General features: G+C 60.3%; 21 protein-coding genes. 12 read left to right on the top strand and 9 right to left on the bottom strand.

Annotated elements, in window-relative coordinates; translation table 11 throughout:
• Positions 1-154 precede the first annotated feature (154 nt).
• The gene (gene norR, locus HU762_RS14830) at positions 155-1,708 is read right to left on the bottom strand and encodes a nitric oxide reductase transcriptional regulator NorR (protein WP_186638203.1); all 1,554 of its coding nucleotides are present in this window, start codon (positions 1,706-1,708) and stop codon (positions 155-157) included.
• 150 nt (positions 1,709-1,858) lie between these two features.
• On the opposite strand from norR, the gene hmpA reads away from it, so the two are divergent.
• The 9 genes from hmpA to HU762_RS14875 all read left to right on the top strand — a co-directional run bounded on the left by hmpA (position 1,859) and on the right by HU762_RS14875 (position 10,205).
• On the top strand, positions 1,859-3,040 hold the full coding sequence (gene hmpA / locus HU762_RS14835) for an NO-inducible flavohemoprotein (protein ID WP_186638205.1): 1,182 nt from the start codon (positions 1,859-1,861) through the stop codon (positions 3,038-3,040).
• Between the two features lie 226 nt (positions 3,041-3,266).
• Positions 3,267-3,776 carry a disulfide bond formation protein B gene (locus tag HU762_RS14840; RefSeq protein ID WP_186638208.1) on the top strand — a complete coding sequence of 170 codons (510 nt, stop codon included), beginning with the start codon at positions 3,267-3,269 and terminating at the stop codon, positions 3,774-3,776.
• 784 nt (positions 3,777-4,560) lie between these two features.
• On the top strand, positions 4,561-5,508 hold the full coding sequence (gene cyoA, locus HU762_RS14845; RefSeq protein ID WP_186611020.1) for a ubiquinol oxidase subunit II: 948 nt from the start codon (positions 4,561-4,563) through the stop codon (positions 5,506-5,508).
• A 3-nt stretch (positions 5,509-5,511) separates the two neighbouring features.
• Positions 5,512-7,542, top strand: a complete 2,031-nt coding sequence (cyoB, locus tag HU762_RS14850) for a cytochrome o ubiquinol oxidase subunit I (RefSeq protein ID WP_186638210.1) — start codon at positions 5,512-5,514, stop codon at positions 7,540-7,542.
• A 3-nt stretch (positions 7,543-7,545) separates the two neighbouring features.
• Positions 7,546-8,172, top strand: coding sequence for a cytochrome o ubiquinol oxidase subunit III (locus HU762_RS14855; protein ID WP_186638212.1), 627 nt, complete (start codon positions 7,546-7,548; stop codon positions 8,170-8,172).
• The gene (gene cyoD / locus HU762_RS14860; protein WP_039591596.1) at positions 8,173-8,508 is read left to right on the top strand and encodes a cytochrome o ubiquinol oxidase subunit IV; all 336 of its coding nucleotides are present in this window, start codon (positions 8,173-8,175) and stop codon (positions 8,506-8,508) included.
• 11 nt (positions 8,509-8,519) lie between these two features.
• Positions 8,520-9,407, top strand: a complete 888-nt coding sequence (cyoE, locus tag HU762_RS14865; protein WP_039591595.1) for a heme o synthase — start codon at positions 8,520-8,522, stop codon at positions 9,405-9,407.
• A 142-nt stretch (positions 9,408-9,549) separates the two neighbouring features.
• Positions 9,550-9,894 (top strand): toxin, encoded by a 345-nt coding sequence (locus HU762_RS14870; protein WP_186638216.1) that lies wholly within the window; start codon positions 9,550-9,552, stop codon positions 9,892-9,894.
• Positions 9,891-10,205, top strand: coding sequence for a helix-turn-helix domain-containing protein (locus HU762_RS14875; protein ID WP_030139928.1), 315 nt, complete (start codon positions 9,891-9,893; stop codon positions 10,203-10,205). The genes HU762_RS14870 and HU762_RS14875 overlap by 4 nt, the downstream gene beginning before the upstream one ends.
• A 103-nt stretch (positions 10,206-10,308) precedes the next feature.
• On the opposite strand, the gene HU762_RS14880 is transcribed toward HU762_RS14875, so the two are convergent.
• From HU762_RS14880 to HU762_RS14895, 4 genes are all read right to left on the bottom strand, one after another.
• Positions 10,309-11,013 carry a hypothetical protein gene (locus HU762_RS14880; RefSeq protein ID WP_186638218.1) on the bottom strand — a complete coding sequence of 235 codons (705 nt, stop codon included), beginning with the start codon at positions 11,011-11,013 and terminating at the stop codon, positions 10,309-10,311.
• 121 nt (positions 11,014-11,134) lie between these two features.
• Positions 11,135-11,878 (bottom strand): DUF72 domain-containing protein, encoded by a 744-nt coding sequence (locus HU762_RS14885; protein WP_186638220.1) that lies wholly within the window; start codon positions 11,876-11,878, stop codon positions 11,135-11,137.
• Positions 11,879-11,946: 68 nt separating this feature from the next.
• Positions 11,947-12,960 carry a diguanylate cyclase gene (locus HU762_RS14890; protein ID WP_186638418.1) on the bottom strand — a complete coding sequence of 338 codons (1,014 nt, stop codon included), beginning with the start codon at positions 12,958-12,960 and terminating at the stop codon, positions 11,947-11,949.
• Between the two features lie 74 nt (positions 12,961-13,034).
• Positions 13,035-13,955 (bottom strand): LysR family transcriptional regulator, encoded by a 921-nt coding sequence (locus HU762_RS14895; protein ID WP_186638222.1) that lies wholly within the window; start codon positions 13,953-13,955, stop codon positions 13,035-13,037.
• 99 nt (positions 13,956-14,054) lie between these two features.
• Here HU762_RS14895 and HU762_RS14900 point away from each other — a divergent pair, with 99 nt between their 5' ends.
• Positions 14,055-15,224 (top strand): aspartate aminotransferase family protein, encoded by a 1,170-nt coding sequence (locus HU762_RS14900; protein ID WP_186638223.1) that lies wholly within the window; start codon positions 14,055-14,057, stop codon positions 15,222-15,224.
• A 157-nt stretch (positions 15,225-15,381) separates the two neighbouring features.
• Entirely contained in the window at positions 15,382-16,116 is a 735-nt protein-coding gene (locus HU762_RS14905; RefSeq protein ID WP_186611013.1) for an OmpA family protein, read from the top strand.
• Positions 16,117-16,343: 227 nt separating this feature from the next.
• Here HU762_RS14905 and ehuA read toward each other — a convergent pair whose 3' ends face one another.
• The 4 genes from ehuA to ehuB all read right to left on the bottom strand — a co-directional run bounded on the left by ehuA (position 16,344) and on the right by ehuB (position 19,461).
• Positions 16,344-17,138: an ectoine/hydroxyectoine ABC transporter ATP-binding protein EhuA gene (gene ehuA, locus HU762_RS14910; protein WP_189664404.1), complete on the bottom strand. Its 795-nt coding sequence runs from the start codon at positions 17,136-17,138 to the stop codon at positions 16,344-16,346.
• Between the two features lie 74 nt (positions 17,139-17,212).
• The gene (gene ehuD, locus HU762_RS14915; RefSeq protein ID WP_186638231.1) at positions 17,213-17,869 is read right to left on the bottom strand and encodes an ectoine/hydroxyectoine ABC transporter permease subunit EhuD; all 657 of its coding nucleotides are present in this window, start codon (positions 17,867-17,869) and stop codon (positions 17,213-17,215) included.
• Positions 17,866-18,525: an ectoine/hydroxyectoine ABC transporter permease subunit EhuC gene (gene ehuC, locus HU762_RS14920; RefSeq protein ID WP_186611011.1), complete on the bottom strand. Its 660-nt coding sequence runs from the start codon at positions 18,523-18,525 to the stop codon at positions 17,866-17,868. Before ehuC ends, ehuD begins: the two co-directional genes overlap by 4 nt.
• Positions 18,526-18,603: 78 nt before the next feature.
• Complete coding sequence (gene ehuB / locus HU762_RS14925; RefSeq protein WP_186638235.1) at positions 18,604-19,461, bottom strand: ectoine/hydroxyectoine ABC transporter substrate-binding protein EhuB; 858 nt, start codon at positions 19,459-19,461, stop codon at positions 18,604-18,606.
• A gap of 289 nt (positions 19,462-19,750) precedes the next feature.
• Here ehuB and HU762_RS14930 point away from each other — a divergent pair, with 289 nt between their 5' ends.
• Positions 19,751-21,145, top strand: a complete 1,395-nt coding sequence (locus HU762_RS14930; RefSeq protein ID WP_186638238.1) for a PLP-dependent aminotransferase family protein — start codon at positions 19,751-19,753, stop codon at positions 21,143-21,145.
• The last annotated feature ends 292 nt before the right edge of the window (positions 21,146-21,437 follow it).

Genomic DNA, 21,437 nt, shown 5'->3' on the forward strand with positions numbered 1-21,437 from the left:
ACCTTCTGTGGAAAAAGGTAAGGCGAGCGTGAACATCGCCAAGACAGCTTTGATAATGGGTTATCGACTTGTCGGGGGCAGGCTTTAGGACGAAAACCCGTCAATAACGAGGACCGCTATAACGGGCACTGGTGAAAGGTGGTGCCCTCGGCCACTACTTGAGGCCCAACCGCTTCGCCATCCGCCCCAGGTTCGCCCGGTCCAGGCCCAGCTCCCGGGCGGCACTGGCCCAGTTGTGCTGGTGGCGTTCCAAGCAGGCGCCGATCATTTGTCGCTGATAATTTTCCGTGGCCTGGCGCAAGTCACCGGACACCGTCACCATGGACTCCGGCGCAAGGCTGATCGTTGGGAGCTTTTCCGCCGCTGCATGGGGCAAGTCGAGATCCCCGGCGCTCAAGCTGAGAATCTTCGGTCGTACCTTGCAATTACCCAGTGCTTTCAAGGCGCTGCGACCGATCAGGTGTTCCAGCTCACGCACGTTGCCCGGCCAATCGTAGGCCAGCAATGCGGCCTGGGCATCGCTGGTCAGGCGAAGGCTGCCCAGGCCCATGCGCGAACGATTCTGTTCGAGGAAGAACCCGGCGAGTAACAGCACATCGCGTCCGCGCTCACGCAGCGGTGGCACCTGCAACGGGTACACGCTCAGCCGATGGTAGAAATCGGCCCGATAACGGCCATTGCGCACCTCCTCGGCGAGGTCGCGATTGGTCGCCGCGATCAGGCGCACATCGACGCGGTGTTCCTTGTCCGAGCCGAGCCGCTGCAACTGCCCGCTCTGCAGCACACGCAACAGCTTGGCCTGGACGGTCAGGGACAGTTCACCGACTTCATCGAGAAACAACGTGCCGCCATCGGCCAGTTCGAACTTTCCGCGTCGGTCGTTGGTGGCCCCGGTGAAGGCGCCGCGTACGTGGCCGAACAGCTCGCTTTCCACCAGAGTGTCCGGCAGGGCCGCGCAGTTGAGGCTGATCAGCGGCTGGTCGGCGCGCGGGGAGGCGGCGTGAATCGCCTGGGCCACCAACTCTTTGCCGACACCGGTTTCGCCGGTTATCAGCACAGTCAGGTCGCTGCCACCCACCAGATTGATTTCTTCCACCAAGCGTTTATGGGCCTTGCTCTGGCCGACCATGTCGCGGTGCTGCTGGCCGCTGGCCTGGCGATAAACCTCGGCACGGTGGTGTTCGTCTTCGGCCCTCAAGGCCAGGTGCTCGATACGCTGGGCGGCGCTGACCGTTGCGGCGGCGAGGCTCGCGAAGGCTTGCAAGGCGCTCAGGTCGATGGGCTCGAAACGTTCCGGGTCCAGGGAGTCGAGGGTCAGCAACCCCCAGGGCCGTTCATCGACGAATAGCGGGCACCCCATGCAATCGTGGACTTCGAGATGCTCGTCCAGCCCCTCGACCAGCCCATCGTATGGATCGGGCAGGTCGCTGTCGGTGGCGAAGCGCGTTGGCTGCGAACTGGCCAACAACGCCTCGAAGCGCGGGTGCTCGCTGATGCGGAATCGTCGACCCAGCGTGTCGGTGCTCAAGCCATCCACCGCCAGTGGCACCAGGCAGTCGCCGTCCAGGCGCAACAGCGCGGCGGCGTCGCATGGCAGCAGGGCGCGCAAGGCGCCAAGGAGGCGGCGGTAGCGCTCGCCCTCTGGCAGTTCGCGGGACAGGTCCGCCACCAGGGGCAGCAGCGAGGTGAGCAAGGAGGTTGCGGTCATAATGACTCCATCTGGTCATAACGACTATAAACGGCATCGTGTCTTTATGACTAGGTTGTTTTCAACCTGTTGAAATTCAACGAATAAATTCTTGGCATGGAAACTGATAAGCCTAGGTATCTGTTATCTGTTCCATGTGAGGAGTCACCTATGCTGAGTCGAGAGCAACGCGCCATCATCCGTTCCACCGTCCCCTTGCTTGAGAGCGGTGGTGAAGCGCTGATTACTCACTTCTATCGCATGATGCTGTCCGAGTATCCAGAAGTGCGACCGCTGTTCAACCAGGCCCACCAGGCCAGTGGCGATCAGCCGCGTGCCTTGGCCAACGGTGTGCTCATGTATGCGCGGCACATCGATCAGCTCGATCAATTGGGCGACCTGGTGGCGAAAATCGTCAACAAGCACGTTGCCTTGCAGATTCAACCAGAGCACTACCCGATTGTGGGTTCCTGCCTCCTGCGGGCGATCGCCGAGGTGCTGGGCGAGGAAATCGCTACGCCTGAAGTGATTTCGGCGTGGGGCGCCGCCTACAACCAGTTGGCCGATATTCTCATCGGCGCCGAAGCCGGGCTGTATGACCAGAAGGCCGCGGCACCAGGCGGCTGGCGCGGCGAGCGCGAGTTCATCCTGGCGGCCAAGGTGTCGGAAAGCTCGGAGATCACCTCGTTCTACTTCGAGCCGGCGGACAAAGGGCCGATCCTTCAAGCCGAACCAGGCCAATACATTGGCCTGAAGCTGGTCCTGGATGGCGAAGAAGTGCGGCGCAATTATTCGCTGTCGGCCCTGGCGGACAACGGTCAATACCGCATCAGCGTCAAGCGCGAGGCGGGCGGTCGCGTGTCCAATTACTTGCACGACGATTTCCAGGTTGGCAGCCGCATCCCCCTGTTCCCGCCGTCCGGGGACTTTTACCTCACGGCCAGCGACAAGCCACTGGTGCTGATCAGCGGCGGCGTCGGTATCACCCCGACCCTGGCGATGTTGCAGGCGGCGCTGCAAACCGAGCGGCCGGTGCATTTCATCCACTGCGCGCGCAACGGCGGCGTCCACGCTTTCCGTGACTGGATCGACGACCTGGCCACACGTCACCCGCAGCTCAAGCGCTTCTATTGCTACGACGAAGACGACGGTTCGGGTCGCGTGGCTGACAAGGTCGGTTTGTTGGGCGAGCAACAGTTGGCGCAATGGCTGCCGGAGCAGCGGGACGTCGATGCCTACTTCCTTGGACCGAAGGGTTTCATGGCGGCCGTCAAGCGTCACCTCAAGGCCTTGGGCGTGCCGGCGGAACAGAGCCGCTACGAGTTCTTTGGTCCGGCGGCAGCGCTGGAATAAGACAGCATCGAGCCTGCTCGCAATGGGGGCGGCGCTGTCCGCCCCTTTCCAAAGAGCCTTCCCCAGCCAGAATTAATCCACAGTTAACTCTCTTCCTGTCTATTCCCTTGATGTTGCCGACAGCGGCTCGTTCACGGCCATGATCTGCGTGTAGACTTCGGCCATCCGATAGCGCGCCGGGTGCCGCCAGGTCGCGCGTCGATCCATGTCTATAAAGGGAAACGCAATGAGTGAGGAAATGATGCGGTTAGGCCGAGAGCGGCGCTACCTCGTGCTGCTGGGGCTGATCTGCCTGGGGCTGATCGGCGGTGCGCTGTACATGCAGGTGGTACTCGGCGAGGCGCCATGCCCACTGTGCATCCTGCAGCGCTATGCGTTGTTGCTGATCGCCATCTTCGCCTTCATCGGTGCCGCCATGCGCACGCGCCGCAGCCTGACGATTTTCGAAAGTCTCGTGGTGCTGTGTGCCCTGGCCGGGGCAGGCGTGGCGGGCCATCACGTGTACACCCAGTTTTTCCCCGCGGTCAGTTGTGGCGTCGACGTCCTGCAACCCATTGTGGACGACCTGCCGCTGGCGAAGATTTTCCCGCTGGGCTTCCAGGTCGATGGTTTCTGCTCCACCCCGTATCCACCGATCCTGGGTCTGTCGCTGGCGCAGTGGGCGCTGGTGGCGTTCGTGTTGACCGTCGTGCTGGTGCCTTTGTTGGTGTCGCGTAATCGCAAGCCGCTTCGCTGAAGCCACGCTTGAGACGCCCCGGTTTCCTCTTTCAGGAGCCGGGGCGCTTTGCATTTCAGTCCCGGTGGAAGACAGCCTTGATCCGGAACAAGAATGCCCTGTGACAACGTGCGACACGTTGTCACATATCTTGCCCCTGGCGACCTTTCATGACGTGAATTGTCGTACCATCCTGCAACAAAAAAACAGCCGGATTGGCCCCGGTTCGCTCGCCAGTTCTCTGCCGAAGCAGGCATTTTTAACAGCGAAGCGTCTTGCCGCACAGCCCCCGAAAAATGGGCGCATAAAGGGCGTTCAGGTCCGATGGAATTCCCTGGAGCTGTCTAAATCGGGCGTAGTAGCCCTACGATTTTTGGGGTTCTTGTTGAGAATTAATTTCGATAACATGCTGGCCCGTTGCAATAGCGGCGATAGATTGTTGCCGGATCGGATAAAAATTATTTCGGGTTAAGACATGGTCTCCAAGGCTCCAGCTCACTACAATCGCCCGCACCGATTTTCCGACCCGGCTCAAGCTTGAGCACGAGAGTGGTCGAAGGGCGCCAGCGCCCCATGCGACCCCAGGTGTCGGTGCCTCCAACTACCCGCACCAAATGGAATTGGGCTTGAACTAGGCCTTTGACCAACGAATAAGAACTCACTGCTGGCCCAGGATGTGTCGAACAGCGTCTGACGTTCGACGGGCCGCCCTTATTCAATCCAAGAAAATGCCAACCCTTGGCAGGGTGAAGTGTTGGCGATCAAAACCCAACTGCATTGCGCAAGCTGCTTTAGAGGTCGTGAGATGAGTAAAAACAGGTACCCCCGATTACTAGGCTTGTTGCCGTTGCTCGGCACGTTGCTGCTGGGAGGCTGCAACATGACCTTGCTCGATCCCAAGGGCCAGGTCGGCCTGGATGAACGAAACCTGATCATCACCGCCACGCTGCTGATGTTGCTGGTCGTCGTGCCGGTTATCGTCATGACGTTCCTGTTCGCCTGGAAATACCGCGCGTCCAACACCAGTGCCACGTACACGCCGAAATGGTCCCACTCGACCAAAATCGAAATCGCGGTGTGGACCATTCCGGTACTGATCATCATTGCCCTGGGTTACATCACCTACAAATCGACCCACGCCCTGGACCCTTATCGTCCGCTGGATTCCGACGTCAAGCCGATCACCATCGAAGTGGTCTCGATGGACTGGAAGTGGCTGTTCATCTATCCGGAACAAGGCATCGCCACGGTCAACAAGATCGTGTTCCCGGCCCATACGCCGATCAACTTCAAGGTCACCTCCGACACCGTGATGAACTCGTTCTTCATCCCGGGCCTGGGCGGCCAGATCTATGCGATGGCCGGCATGCAGACCAAGCTGCACCTGATCGCCAACCAGAACGCCGAACTCGACGGTATCTCCGCCAACTACAGCGGCGCGGGCTTTACCGGCATGAAGTTCAAAGCAATCGCCACGACCCAGGAAGACTTCGACGCCTGGGTCAACGATGTGAAGAAGGCACCTAAACAGCTTGAAAAAGCTGAATACGAAGCCCTTTCCAAGCCGAGCCAGAACAACCCAGTCGAACTCTACTCGTCGGTCACGCCGAACCTGTTCCAGACCATCATCGATAAGTATGAAGGGATGAATCCGGGCAAGCCGATGCATCACGAGAAGAAAGACAAGGAAGTGGCCCACAACATGGAAGGGATGGACATGAGCTCGCATTCAGCTGCCGGGGCAGAGGAGTAAACGATGTTTGGTAAATTAAGTTGGGAAGCGATCCCGTTCCACGAGCCGATTGTCATGGTGACCCTCGCCATCATCGCGCTCGGTGGTCTGGCGTTGTTCGCAGGTATCACTTATTTCAAGAAGTGGAGCTACCTGTGGACCGAGTGGTTGACTTCGGTAGACCACAAGAAGATCGGCGTGATGTACATCATCGTCGCCATGGTCATGTTGCTGCGCGGCTTTGCCGACGCGATCATGATGCGTACCCAGCTGGCCATGGCCACCGAGGGTTCGCCCGGCTACCTGCCGCCTGAACACTACGACCAGATCTTCACCGCCCACGGTGTGATCATGATCATCTTCATGGCGATGCCATTCTTCACCGGCCTGATGAACCTCGCAGTGCCGCTGCAGATCGGCGCGCGTGACGTGGCCTATCCGTTCCTGAACTCCTTGAGTTTCTGGCTGCTGGTGTCCGGCGTGGTGCTGATCAACCTGTCCCTGGGCGTCGGCGAATTCGCCAAGACCGGTTGGGTTGCCTATCCGCCGCTGTCGGGCCTGCAATACAGTCCGGGCGTGGGGATGGATTACTACATCTGGGCGCTACAGCTATCCGGGTTGGGTACGACGCTGACGGGGGTCAACTTCCTGGCCACCGTGCTGAAGATGCGTACCCCGGGCATGAAGCTGATGGACATGCCGATCTTCACCTGGACCTGCACCTGGGCCAACGTACTGATCGTCGCTTCGTTCCCGATCCTCACCGCTACCCTGGCTCTGCTGACGCTTGACCGCTACATGGATTTCCACATTTTCACCAATGAACTGGGTGGAAATCCGATGATGTACGTCAACCTGTTCTGGGCCTGGGGTCACCCTGAGGTGTACATCCTGATCCTGCCGGCGTTCGGTATTTTCTCCGAAGTCATCTCGACCTTCTCCGGCAAGAAACTGTTCGGCCACCACTCGATGATCTACGCTTCCGGCGCGATCTCGGTACTGGGCTTCATGGTCTGGCTGCACCACTTCTTCACCATGGGTTCCGGGGCCAGCGTCAACGCCTTCTTCGGTTTGGCGACGATGCTGATTTCCATCCCAACGGGTGTGAAGCTGTTCAACTGGCTGTTCACCATCTATCAGGGCCGCCTGCGTTTCACCAGTCACGTGCTGTGGACCCTGGGCTTCATGGTGACCTTCGCCATCGGCGGCATGACCGGCGTACTGCTGGCCATTCCGGGTGCGGACTTCGTGCTGCACAACAGCCTGTTCGTGATCGCGCACTTCCATAACGTGATCATCGGCGGCGCCGTGTTCGGCTACATCGCGGGTTTTGCGTTCTACTTCCCGAAAGCGTTCGGCTTCAAGCTGCACGAAGGTTGGGGCAAGGCAGCGTTCTGGTTCTGGATCTCGGGCTTCTTCGTCGCATTCATGCCGCTCTATGCACTGGGTTTCATGGGCATGACCCGTCGCCTGAACGCCACCACCAACCCTGAATGGGTGCCGTACCTGTACGTCGCCATGTTCGGTGCGGTGATGATCGCGGTCGGCATCGCCTGCCAGCTGATCCAGTTGTACGTCAGTGTGCGTGACCGCAAGAAGCCGGAAAACATGTGCGAACACGGTGACCCGTGGAATGCCCATACCCTGGAATGGTCGACTTCTTCGCCACCACCGTTCTACAACTTTGCCGTGCTGCCAAAAGCGGACGTCATCGATCCGTTCACCGAAGCCAAGGAGGACGGTACCGCATACCAGGCTCCGGCCAAGTACGCGCCGATCCACATGCCCAACAACACCGCTACCGGTGTGGTCATGGGCGCGCTGTTGACCGTGTTCGGTTTCGCGATGATCTGGCACATCTGGTGGCTGGCCATCGCCAGCCTGGTCGGCACCGTGGTGTATTTCACCATCCATGCCGCCCGTGATGATCAGGGCTACATGGTGCCGGTGGATGTCATCGAGCGCATCGAAGCCGAGCAGCACAAGCGTCTGGTCGCGGCCGGGAAAGTCCCAGCCTCCGCCACCCGTGTTGAAACCTCGTTGGAACAGGCTTAAACCATGTCGAACTTAGTGACCACTGTTGGACACGCCCATGGTCATGACCATGGGCACGATGACCATCACCACGACTCGGGCGAGATGACCGTATTCGGTTTCTGGCTCTACCTGATGACCGACTGCATTCTGTTTGCGTCGATCTTCGCGGTGTACGCGGTGCTGGTAAACAACGTCGCCGGTGGCCCTTCGGGCGCCGACATCTTCGAACTGCCGTACGTACTGGGCGAAACCGCGCTGCTGCTGTTCAGCTCGATCACCTACGGCTTCGCCATGCTGGCGTTGTTCAAGGGCAAGAAAACCCAGGTCCTGGGCTGGTTGGCGATGACCTTCCTGCTGGGCGCCGGCTTTATCGCCATGGAGATCAACGAGTTTCATATCTTGATCGCCGAAGGCTACGGCCCTAGCCGCAGCGGCTTCCTGTCCGGGTTCTTCACCCTGGTCGGGACCCACGGCCTGCACGTGACCAGCGGTCTGATCTGGATGGCGATCATGATGTATCAGGTCCAGAAAAACGGCCTGACCGCCACCAACAAGACGCGCCTGAGCTGCCTGAGCCTGTTCTGGCACTTCCTGGACGTGGTGTGGATCTGCGTATTCACCGTTGTTTATCTGATGGGGACCCTGTAAATGGCTAACGCTCATTCCCATGATGGCCACGACGCCGGCCACGGCAGCGTCAAGTCCTACGCCATCGGCTTCATCCTGTCGGTGATCCTGACTGTCATTCCGTTCGGCCTGGTGATGTACCCATCGCTGCCCAAGAGCCTGACGCTTTGGATCATCCTGATCTTCGCCGTGGTCCAAGTATTGGTCCACCTGGTGTACTTCCTGCACCTGGACCGTTCGGCCGCCCAGCGTAACAACGTGATTGCGTTCGTCTTCGCCGCGTTGGTGATCGTACTGTTGGTCGGCCTGTCGTTGTGGATCATGTTCAGCATCCACACCAACATGATGGCGCACTGAGGAAACTCCGGATGTCACTGAAGCACTTTATCCAAATCACCAAGCCGGGGATCATTTTCGGTAACGTGCTTTCTGTGGCGGGCGGGTTTTTCCTGGCCTCGAAAGGGCATGTCGATCTGGCCATCTTTCTGGCGGCGATGATCGGCACCTCCCTGGTGGTGGCGTCCGGTTGCGTGTTCAACAACTGCATCGACCGCGACATCGACATCAAGATGGAACGCACCAAGAATCGGGCGCTGGTCCAAGGCCTGATTCCGGTGCAACTGGCCCTGGCATTCGCCACGGTGCTGGGCGTGGCCGGCGTGGCGCTGCTTTATTGGGTCGCCAACCCGTTGGCGGCGTTGTTCGCGGTGATCGGTTTTGTCATCTACGTCGGCCTCTACAGCCTGTACCTCAAGCGCAAGTCGGTCCACGGCACGCTGGTGGGCAGCCTGTCGGGGGCGATGCCGCCGGTGATCGGTTATGTCGCGGTCAGCAACAGCTTCGACATGGCCGCGCTGACGCTACTGGTCATGTTCAGCCTGTGGCAGATGCCGCATTCCTACGCCATCGCAATCTTCCGCTTCAACGACTACCTGGCGGCCTCGATTCCGGTGCTGCCGGTCAAGCGTGGCATTCAGGTCGCCAAGAAGCACATCCTGCTCTACATCCTGGCCTTCCTCGTGGCGACCTTGATGTTGACCTTCAGCGGCTACGCCGGCATGAGCTACCTCGCCGTCGCCGCCGCCATGGGCATGTACTGGCTGTACATGGCCTGGACCGGCTACAAGGCAGTGGATGACACGGTCTGGGCACGCAAGCTGTTCGTGTTCTCGATCTTCACCATCACCGCCCTGAGCGTCATGATGTCCCTGGACTTCAAAGTGCCGAGTGAGCTGCTGCTGACCTACGCACCTTAAGTTTCAGACGCTGCATAAAAAGCCCCGCCTTCGAGAGAAGCGCGGGGCTTTTTCTTGCGATCAGCCGCGGGAAGCGGGGTGTCATTCGTCGCAACAGGTTGTGGCTTGTTGAACTATGCGCAATTTGCCTATAGTTTTGGCCATGCGAACCCTATTTTTCGAAACAACGTCGTTCACCGCCACAGTTGGTCAATACCTGGCTGACGATGAATATCGCCTCCTCCAGTCCTATATGCTGGGGCATCCAGAGGTCGGTGATGTCATGCCACGTACCGGAGGCTTTCGTAAGCTGCGCTGGTTCGATGAACGTCGTGGCAAAGGGAAACGAGGTGGGTTGCGAGTTATTTACTATTGGCTCATGAATGATCGTCAGTTCTGGATGTTTGCGATTTATGACAAGGATGAGTTGAAAAACCTGACCTCCGAGCAAGAGAAGACGCTCAAGCGCGCCATAGAAGCTGAGTTGAAAGTACGAGGTACCTTATGAAAAAGCGCGATCTGTTTGCCGAGATGATGCAAGGCGTCGAAGAGATGGCCGCTCACCGCGAGGGCAAGATTACCCTTCGCCAGATATCGATCGAGGACAAACCGGTTCCCGAGGTATCGGCCCAGGAAATCGTGGCTTTGCGTGACCGGCTTCATATGTCTCAAGCCGTTTTTGCCAAGAGCATCCGGACCAGTCCAGGCACTCTTCGGAACTGGGAGCAGGAAAAATCCAAGCCTAATGCCCAAGCGGCTTTGCTGATCAAACTGGTCGAAAAGTTTCCAGATATGGTCGAGCGTCTCGGCGCTGTTTGAAAAGCTGATAGTCATGAAAAAGCCCCGCCTTCGAGAGAAGCGCGGGGCTTTTTCATGGGCGCTGTTTCAGAGCGCCGCGGCCACGGGGGAAATCAACCGGGCCTTATTGCTGAGCGATGCTGTAGCCGTCGAATGCTTTCTGCTGCTGCAGCGCGGTGACAATGTTCTTGCGGGTGACTGGTTGTTCGGTGCCGTCATTGTCCAGGAAGGTTTCGCTTTCCAGCTCGGCTTCGTCGCCTTCACCAACGAAGTTGAAGCCCAGGAACTCGAAGGCCTCGCGATCGACGTTCGGCTTGGAGCGCGGTGTGCGCAGCGGCAGGGTCACGCTGATGCCGTCCTTGCTGATGACAAACACCTCGGCTTCTTTCTTGGCGCGCGAGGTCTTGCCCTTGCTGCCGCTGGGGTTGCTGATGGCCTGGTGGGTCTGGTTCAGCACTTTCAGGGCCAAGCCGTAGACCAGTTCCTGGAAATCCGGATCATCCTTGTAGCTGGAGAGAATGCGGCTGATCGGGAAGCGGCTGCTGAGGTCTTCCAAGGCTGCGAAATCGGCGGCTTCGGCGTCCTTGAGCTGCTTGAGCTGGCCCATCAGTTCGTAGGCCTTGTCGTCATCGAACGCATCGTGCGCCTGGCGAATGGCGTTGCGCAGCTCGCGGATCTGGTCGCTTTCGCGGTTCGACTGGAAGGCATCGAGGACCATTTCGCTGATGCTTTTGGCCTGGGGCAGATGCTGTGAAAGATTGATGGAGTTTTCGTATTCCGCTTTGGACGACAGGGTGACTACAGATTCAGCGGTATTGGAATCGGACATTGAAATTTCACTACTTCTGTTAGCTGGATAAGGCGAGAAAGGCATTGAGCTTTTTTCCGGTCGCCTAATCTATTGGACGCGGGCGGTGTTGTCACGGTCGGACCGGCCACCGGTGAATATTTTACCCCAGCATCAGGTCCATCAATCGCAGCGCATCCAATGTCGCGGCGCCGCTGGCGGTGTTGTCGAAGATGCACCAGGTCGGTGTGTCCGGTGCGGCCTTCAATTTTCGCGCGAGCTGCTCCAGCCAGGCGTGTTCGTACGCCGAGTAGTAAATTCTGGGCGAGCCGTGCAGCCGGTAGTAACGCACGCCCGGCCAGCCCGCCGGTTCATCGCCGCCTGGCAGAGGCGAAGGATCCGCGGCGACCCGACCGATGCGTTCGTCCAGCAGCATCGCCGTGACCTGCGGTGCGAGCCAGCTCGGGTGTCGAGGTTCAAGTACCGCGTGGCCCTGATAGCGGTCTCGCAACGCCGCAAAGAAACGCCCGGCTGGCACACTGTCAAAGGCCAGCGACGGCGGCAATTGAATCAACAGGCAACCCAGTTTCTCGCCCAGTTGCGAGCACTGCCCCAGGAATTCATCCACAAGCCCGTTGCAATCGTGCAAGCGCCGCTCGTGGGTGATTTGCTTCGGCACCTTGACCGAGAAGCGGAAGTCCGGGGCCACGCTGTCTGCCCACTTCGCGTACGTCGCGGGGCGGTGCGGGCGGTAGAACGAACTGTTGATCTCCACGGCCGGAAAGCGTGCGCCATAGCGCTGCAGATGAGTACCCTCGACAGGAAACGACGGCCAATGCTCCCTGGGCAACGACCAGCCGGCACAACCCAGGAAAAGGCGTGAAGAGAAGGGGAGTCGTGTCGTCAACGGCAGGAACCTGATCGAAAGAGTTACAGTCTATGACCGCTGCAAGCGCCTCAAGGGTTCAATTCGAGTCAGACACAAATCACATTCTTGCCGCCCACCTTGGAGCGATACAGCGCCTGGTCCGCCCGGTCCAGCAGCGCTGCCTGCGGCTCGTCCTCGACCCGTTGCACCACGCCAAAGCTCATCGTGATGTGGAAGTCGCCCACCGGCAACAGGTCGGAAAGGCCTCGGCGGATGCTTTCGGCCATCAGCACGGCATCGGCCAGTGATGTGTTTGGCAAAATCATGATGAATTCGTCACCGCCCCAGCGCACCAGCAGGTCGCCGTCGCGCTCGCAGCGTTTGACGGCCTGCACCACTTGCACCAGCGCTGCGTCGCCGAAAGCATGACCGTAACGGTCATTGATGTCCTTGAAGTCGTCGATGTCCATCGCGATCAGCGACAGCGGTTCGCGAAAGCGCTGGGCGCGTTCACAGGCCAGCGGCAGCGCCTGCTCCAGGCGATAACGGTTGGCGACAAGGGTCAAGGCATCGGTTTCGGCGAGCCTGCGATTTTCGTCGAGTTGGATTTGCAATTGATGGTTGACCCGGGACAGTTCGCGGGTGCGTTCCTCTATGACCGCTTCCAGGGACTTGTTGCGCCGTTCCAGTTGCTCGAACAGGCGCTTCTTGTCGTCGATGCTGCGATGGGCGCCGATCATCCGGGCCACGCTGCCGTCGGGGTTGCGGGCGATGACATAGCCGCGGTCTTCGATCCAGATATGGGAACCGTCCTGCGTGCGGCAGCGATATTCGGCGTGATACGTGGGGGATCGGTGTTCCAGATAGTCATCGAACAGCGCCATGACCTGGGGGTAATCATCGGGATGGATGACGTTCTCCCACGTCAGCACGGTGTTGCTCAGCGAGTGGGGCGTGTAGCCGAGCATCGTGTACCAACCGGGGTTGCGGTAGACGAACCCGGTGTTGGCGTTCCAGTCCCAGATGCCGTCGCTGACCAGCTCCATGATGGTGTGCAGCACGCTTTCGTCCAGATCGGATAAATCGAGCCGCAGCAATTCGATTTTCGAGGCGTCGTCCATCATCGTTCCCTCAATCAGCCCTGATATCAAAATGCTCTCCAGGACTAAAGAGTAGCCGATGGGGCGGAGCGCCACTAGCGGGCACTGTTCAGACTGGGTTTACCCCACTTGTGCAACGCAAACTCGACAAAACTACGCAATTTCGGCAAACGGTAGCGGTCCTGGGCGTAGAGCAGGCTCATCGGGCGGTGGGGCAATTGATAGCCTTGCAGGAGGGCCACCAAGTCTCCGTTCTTCAGGTCCTGCTCCACCAATGCATCGGGCAGCATCACCACGCCCATGCCAGCCAGGGCCGCACGGTGCAGGCCGGAAGAGCTGTTGATCAGCATCGGTCCGGTCACCGGCACTTTGATTTCGCCCTCCGGTCCGTTGATCGGCCAATGCTCCTGGGCAAAGCGCCATTCGTCGCCGGCCGAATAGGCGAATGACAGGCAATCATGGTGTTGCAGGTCATCGGGCTTTTGCGGCGTGCCGCGCCGGGCCAAGTAAGCCTTGGAGGCGCAAACGGTAAGGGTGTAGTCCATCAGGGGGCGGGCGATCAGCTTCGGGTCGGGATGGCCCAGGCGAATGGCTACGTCAAAGCCGTGGTCGAGCAGATCGAGACGCTGGTTGGTCAGCACCACATCGAGCTTGACCTGCGGATAGCGTTGGCTGAATTCGGCCAACGCCGGTGCCAGGCGCTCCGTGCCGAATGTCAGCGGCGCGGTGATGCGCAACGTGCCGGTGGGTTCACCTTGGGTCTGCTCGGCCAGGCGTTCGGAGTCGGCGACCAGCCCGATCACTTCCAGGCAACGCTGATAGTAGGCCGAGCCGATTTCGGTCAAGCGCTGGCGGCGGGTCGTCCGGTTGATCAGGCGCGCACCGAGGCGTTGCTCCAATGCCCGAAGATGATTGCCCACCATGGTCGTCGACATTTCACACGCCTGCGCCGCCGCAGTCAGGCTGCCGGTTTCCACCACTTTTACGTACACGGTCATTGCCTGGAACAAATCCATTATCAAGCTCAGCTTTTAAATGATTTAAGTAGAACGGCGTTTATCCATCGAGAGTGGCTAACCATACTGGAAAAAATCACTCGAATGGAGCCAGATGTCATGACCGCCGCCTGCCTGATGACCACTTACCAACCCTTGGCGCTGAACTTCACCCATGGCCTGGGTACACGCCTGTGGGACCGGGACGGTCGCGAGTATCTGGACGCGGTGGCGGGTGTGGCGGTGACCAACGTCGGGCATTCCCATCCCAGGTTGGTGGCGGCCATCAGTGAGCAGGCCGGCCTGCTGCTGCACACCTCCAACCTGTACAGCATCGACTGGCAACAACGGCTGGCGCACAAGCTCACGCAGCTCTCGGGCATGGAGCGGGTGTTTTTCAACAATTCAGGGGCCGAAGCCAATGAAACCGCACTGAAACTGGCACGCCTGCACGGCTGGCATAAAGGCGTCGAGCAGCCGCTGGTCGTGGTCATGGACAACGCCTTTCATGGGCGTACCTTGGGCACGATGTCCGCCAGCGACGGCCCGTCGGTGCGGCTGGGCTTCAATCGCTTGCCGGGGGATTACGTCAAGGTGCCGTTCGGCGATCTCGCTGCCTTGGAAAAGGTCCAGCAAGCCCACGGCGAGCGTATCGTCGCGATATTGGTTGAACCGATCCAGGGCGAAAGTGGCGTGCAACTCGCGCCGCCGGGTTATTTGAAAGCGCTACGGGACCTGTGCAGCCGGCGCGCCTGGTTGCTGATGCTTGACGAGATCCAGACCGGCATCGGCCGCACCGGCCAGTGGTTCGCTTTCCAGCACGAAGGCATCGTGCCGGACGTCATGACCCTCGCCAAAGGCTTGGGCAACGGCGTGCCTATCGGCGCCTGCCTGGCCCGAGGCAAGGCCGCCGAGCTGTTTACCCCCGGCAGCCATGGCAGCACGTTTGGCGGCAATCCGTTGGCCTGTCGCGTCGGTTGCACGGTGTTGGACATCATCGAGGAACAAGGCCTGCTGGAGAATGCCCGGCGCCAGGGCGAGCAATTGCTCGGTCGGTTGCGGGCCGAATTGGCGGATAATCCGAACGTGCGTGAGATTCGTGGCCAAGGGCTGATGATCGGCGTAGAACTCAAGCAACCGGTCCGTGACCTGACCCTCTGTGCCGCCCGGGACCACGGCTTGCTGATCAATGTCACCCGGGGCAAGACCATCCGCCTGCTGCCGCCCCTGACGATCGACGGGCGGGAAGTGGAGATGATCGTCAGGGGCGTGAGCCGCTGCTTGGCCTAGGCCTGAGGGGGACTTCGCCCGGACCGATGACTCATCATCGATCCGGGCGAAGCGCAGCGCAGCGGAACGGAATTTTTAACGATTGTCGCGTTCCAACGCCAGCCAGAGTCGATTGCCTACACTTTGGCACTCAGACTGAAAACCCAGGAGCATCTCCATGTTCACCTCGCGTCGCTTGATCGTTGTCGCTACTGCCGTGGCCCTGTTGTCCGGCTGTGCGTCGCCCAACCCCTATGACAACCAAGGCCAGGCCTCTACCGATTCTTCCGGCATGAGCAAAACCGCCAAGTATGGCGGCCTCGGCGCCTTGGCCGGTGCATTGGCGGGCGCGGCCATCGGCCACGATAACCGTGGCAAAGGGGCATTGATCGGCGCGGCGGTGGTAGGGGCTTCGGCGGCCGGCTACGGTTACTACGCCGACCAGCAGGAGAAGAAACTGCGCGCCAGCATGGCCAATACCGGTGTCGAAGTGCAGCGCCAGGGCGACCAGATCAAGTTGATCATGCCGGGCAACATCACTTTTGCCACCGACTCGGCGAACATTGCGTCGAGCTTCTACCAGCCGCTGAACAACCTGGCCAACTCCCTCAAGGAGTTCAACCAGAACCAGATTGAAATCGTCGGCTACACCGACAGCACCGGCAGCCGCCAGCACAACATGGACCTGTCCCAGCGTCGTGCCCAGAGCGTGGCGACCTACCTGACGTCGCAAGGCGTGAGCGGTGCCAACCTCACGGCTCGCGGAGCCGGCCCGGACAACCCGGTCGCCAGCAACGCCGACGTCAATGGCCGCGCGCAGAACCGTCGTGTCGAGGTCAACCTCAAGGCGATTCCGGGGCAGCAGTACCAGGCACCGCAACAGCAGGGGCAGACTTACCAGCAGTACCCGTGATCGCTGGGCGGTAAATGAAACGGGGGCCATGGAAACATGGCCCCTTTTTCGTGGCTGGGGCCCTTGTGGCGAGGGAGCTTGCTCCCGCTGGGTTGCGCAGCAACCCCCAGACCAGTCACCTCAATCCTCCAGACACACCGCGGCGGTCGGTTTTGGGCCTGCTGCGCAGTCCAGCGGGAGCAAGCTCCCTCGCCACAAAGGTGTTCACTTGAGTGATGGGTTAGGGGTTAGTTAGCCTCTTTCACCGCACTCAAGAACGCACATGTACGCTCTTGCTGCGGGTTCTCGAAGATCTGCGCCGGTGTGCCTTGCTCGTGGATCTGCCCCTTGTAGAAGAAGCACACCCGGTCGGCGAACTCCCGAGCGAAGCCCATCTGGTGGGTCACCATCAGCATCGTCAGATTGTGCTCGGCGCCCAGCTTGCGGATCACGTTCAAGACCTCGCCACACAACTCCGGATCCAGCGCCGAAGTCACCTCGTCGAACAACATCACCTTGGGCCGCATCGCCAAGGCCCGGGCAATCGCCACCCGTTGTTGCTGACCGCCGGACAACTGCGACGGGTAATGGTCGAGCTTGCTGCCCAGGCCCACCAGCTCCAGCAGATCGGCCGCGCGCTCGCGGGCTTCCTTCGGATTCATGCCGAGCACCTGCACCGGCGCCTCGATCACGTTCTGCAACGCGGTCATGTGGGGAAACAGGTTGAAGCTCTGGAACACCATGCCGATCTTGCCGCGTACCCGGCGGATGTGCCGGTCGTTGGCCGGCACCAGCACGCCGTTGCGGTTGGGCATGTGGGTCAGGGAATCGTCTTCGATGCGGATCTGGCCCTGGTCGATGCCTTCAAGCGTCATCAACACCCGCAGCAGGGTGGATTTGCCCGAGCCGCTGGGGCCGATGATCGCAACTTTTTCGCCGGGCGCGACGTCCAGGTTCAGATGATCGAGCACGGTAAAGCTGCCATAGCTCTTGGTCACGTCCTGGAAACTCACAATTGGCCGGGACGGTGTCGGAATCTGCATGGCCGGGGCCTCCTGCTGCGATGCCAGCGTGCTGCGCCGGGACAAATCGGTGGGCGTGGACAGAGGTAAAGTCATTAGCGTAGCTCCATGCGCGTTTCAAGGCGCCGTACCAGATAAGCCAAGGCAAGGCTCAGGGCGAGGAAGAACAGGCCGACCAGGGTGATCGGTTCCAGGTAACGGAAATGCTCGGAGCCGATGTTCTTGGCCTGCTGCATGATTTCCACCACGGTGATTGCCGACAGCACTGGCGTGTCCTTGAGCATCGCCACCAGGTAGTTGCCCAGCGGCGGGATGATCGGTCGCAACGCCTGGGGCAGGATAATGTTGCGGTAGGCATCGTACGGCGCGATGTTCAACGCGGTCACCGCTTCCCACTGCGCCCGCGGCACCGCGTCGAGGCCACTGCGATAGACCTCGGCGATGTAACAGGCGTAGTGCAGGCCGATGCCGAGAATGCCGACTTGCATGGCCGTCAGGCTCAAGCCGTAGTTGGGCAGCACGTAGTAGAGGAAATACACCTGGATCAGCAGCGGCGTGCTGCGGATGAACTCGATCACTGCCGTGGTCGGCCACGACAACCAGAACTTGCGACTGCGCCGGCCAATCGCCAGGAACAGCCCCAGGACGATCGCGATCAGGAAACCGATCAGGGTAATGCCGACGGTATTAAGGGAGGCCCGCAGCAGATCCGGGAGGATTTGCGCCGCGTAGGACCAGTCGAACAGGGTCATGACAGACCTCCACGCATCCGGCCCCGGCTCAACCGGCGCTCAATGCTGCGCATGCCGAAGTTGATGGCCTGGGCGAGGATGAAATACATCACCAGCGCCAGGCTGAAGATTTCCAGGGTCTGGAACGTCGCCTGGTCCAACTGTCGCGCCCGAAAGCTCAGGTCGGACAAGGTGATCAGTGACACCAGCGAGGTGTTCTTCAGCAGCTCGATCAGCAAGTTGGTGCCCGGCGGGATGGCCGCTAGCAGCGCTTGCGGCAAGATGATTCGCTTGAAGCGCGTGAAGCCGCTGAAATTCAACGCCGTGCAGGCTTCGTATTGGCCCTTGGCGACCGAGCTGATGGCGCCGCGCATCACTTCGGCCCCATACGCGCCGATGTGCAGCCCCAGGCCGACGATTGCCACGGCGTACGGGCTCAGCTCGATGTTGAACGGCGGCAGCGGCAGCACGAAGAACAGCCAGAACAACTGCACCAGCAGCGATGTGCCACGGAACACTTCGATGTAGGTAATCGAAAACCAGCGCAACGCGCGCCACGGCGACAGCCGACCGAGGGCCGCGAGCACCGCCGCGACAATTGCCAGCAATGAGCCGAAGAAGGTCACCTGCAGCGTGACCCAGGCCCCTTGAATCAGTAACGGAAGTAATTCGCCCATGGTTCAACCCGATATCCGATGAAGCAGGGAACAGGCATCACGCGTGCGCGTCATGCCCGTTTCGGCACGCCAGTTCGACTATGGCTGAGCGCAGAGCTCGGCCGCGGTCTTGCTGGTGACGTTGGACTTGTCGAAACCGAATGGCGCGACGGCCTTGAGGTGTTCCTCGGAGCCCAGCCACTTTTTCAGCTCGGCATTGACCGCGTCGCGCAGGTCTTTGTCCTCGGGGCGAAAGGCCAGGGCGCCGTAGCCGATGTGGGATGGATCGTCCTTGAACTCGGTCATTGCCTCGACCTTGTCGCCGCCCTTGCTGGCCAAGCCTTTCATGGTCAGTTGCGTGCCGACGGCAGCATCGGCGCGGCCGGCGCGCACCGCTTGCAATTGCGCGGTGGTGTCGGGGACCTGGAGGATCTGCTCATCCTTGACCCCGGAATCGCGGGCGTAGGCCAGGTTCACTGTGCCGGCCATGATCGCCAGCTTCACGTCCGGTTGCTTGGCGATGTCTTCATAGCTGTGGAGTTTTTTCGGGTTGCCCTTGGCCACGAGCAAGGCGTCGGGCAGTTGGTACTGGGGGTCGGTGAACAAGACCTGCTTGCAGCGCGCGGGGGTGATGTACATGCCCGCGGCAATCACGTCGAAGCGACCAGCGCGCAGCCCCGGAATCAGCGAACCCCATTCGGTAAGCACCCCGTTGACCTGCTTGATGCCCATTTTGGCAAAGATGATCTTGGCGATTTCCGGCGATTCCCCGGTCACGGTGCCGTCGGTTTCGGTGAAGGCGAACGGGGTTTCGTTCGCATAGCCGATGCGGATGCTGCTGTTGCTTTTGACGGTGTCCAGGGTCGCGGCTTGAACGGTGCCGGCCAGGCCGAGCACCGCGCAGGTCAACAAGAGCCGGCGCAGGGGCGCGCAGGTGCCGGGAAGAAAATTGCTCATCGATAAAATCTCCTGTTTCTTGTGGATCCGTCGGTGGACGGTTCTGTGTTAGGAGGCAGTGTGACAAGAGCAAAGCGTACAGCGGCGGACCCGGGCGAGGCCTGGAATCGATAACGGCGCCGGTACAGGTCGATCCGGCTTTTTGTCGGGGCGATGAACCCGCCTGGATGACGACCTTGGACCGAGCATACAAAAGCCCCGGCGCTGATTGTATTGCACTAGGACAATTGCTTTGCAGCGATTGCCGCGCAATGCTGTGCGCACCAGTACACACGCGGGTTGCAGCGTTATGGATAAGTGGAAATCAGCCTTGGACGTCGCCCGCAGTGGTGAATCCAAATACAAGATACTGGTGCAGGCCATCGCCGACGACATCGAGCAGGGCGCCCTGGCCAACGACCAGCGCCTGCCGCCGCAACGGCAAGTGGCCGACGCCATGGGCATCAGCGTGCAGACCGTCACCAATGCCTACAAGGAACTGGAGCGTCAGGGGTTGGTGCGTTGTGAGGTCGGGCGTGGCAGTTTCGTCTCGCGGCGCATGAGCGACCGGGTCGCCACTTACATCCTCGACAGCCCCGAGCGCGCCCTGGTGGATTTTTCCATCACGCGCATCCTGCACACCCGCGAGCACGATCAATTCTGGCGCGACACCTGCGCCGAGCTGAGCACTGAAGAAGACCAGCCGTGGATCCACGCGTTTCGTCCGATCGCAGGCTTTGAATCCCATCGCGAAGCGGCGGCTCAATGGATCGGTCGCCAGGGGCTCAAGGTTGATCGCAACGATATCCTGATCACCAACGGCGCGGCCCACGGGATCTTCCTTGCCCTGGCGTCACTGGCCGGCCCCGACGACGTGGTGCTCTGTGAGGGCGTGACCGACCACGGCGTGATCGGCAACTCCCAGGTGCTGGGCTTTACCCTCAAGGGTTTGGAGATGGACCGCCATGGCATCGACCCGGAACATTTCGAAGACATGTGCAGCAACGAGCGCATCACCGCGCTGGTGTGCACGCCGAACCTGAACAACCCCACCACCAGCCTGATGCCCGACACGCGTCGCCGGGAAATCGCCGAGATTGCGCGGCGTTTCGGCGTGCACATCATCGAAGACGACGTCTACGGTCCGCTGCTGGACGAACGCCGCGCGCCGCCCATCAGCCATTATCTGCCGGAGCTGTCCTTCTACTGCACGAGCATGACCAAGTCGGTGCTCACCGGTCTGCGCATCGGTTACCTGGTGGTGCCCAAGCGCCTGGCGCTGCGCACCGAGAGCATCCTGCGGGTGAACAGTTGGATGGCCACGCCGATGGTCTCGGAGATCGCCGCCCGCTGGATCCGCGATGGGCGCGCCGAATCACTGGTGCATTTGCAGCGACGCCTGTTGGCGGGGCGCCAGGCGATGGTCACCGAATACATGGGCGAGCACCTGCTGGCCCAGCACCCTCACGCATTGAACGCATGGATCGGCATCCCGCCGCATTGGGAAGTGGACAGCCTCGTGCGGGCGCTGCGGCACAAGCACATCGCCGTGACGTCGCCCGACCCGTTCACCGTACGCGGGACGCCCAAGCCCCGTGCCGTGCGGGTGTGCGTCGGCGCCGAATGCAGCGACGAAGAAATGCGCCATGCGCTGATCGGCATGCGCGAGATCTTCAACCAATATCCGCAGATTCATGATTTCTGATGACAGTGCTCTGTGGAAGCAGGTGCTTACTCAAGAACTGCGCGCGCCTTTGTGGCGAGGGGATTTATCCCCGTTGGGGTGCGAAGCGCCCCTAGGATCTCTTTACTGCGATGTGTCAGCCATGACGTAGGGGGCTGCAGCCCAGCGGGGCGGTGCGACGTTTCGCTAAATCCCCTCGCCACAGGGGTGACCTTCGGGCCTTTCGTTCAATCGCAACGAATGCAAATTAAATTGCCCTAGTACATTCATCACCACAATCCAGCCCTCTTAGACTGCGCCCAACACATCAGCT

It is taken from the genome of Pseudomonas sp. SWRI92 (genome assembly GCF_014268685.1).
Lineage (GTDB): Bacteria > Pseudomonadota > Gammaproteobacteria > Pseudomonadales > Pseudomonadaceae > Aquipseudomonas > Aquipseudomonas marvdashtae.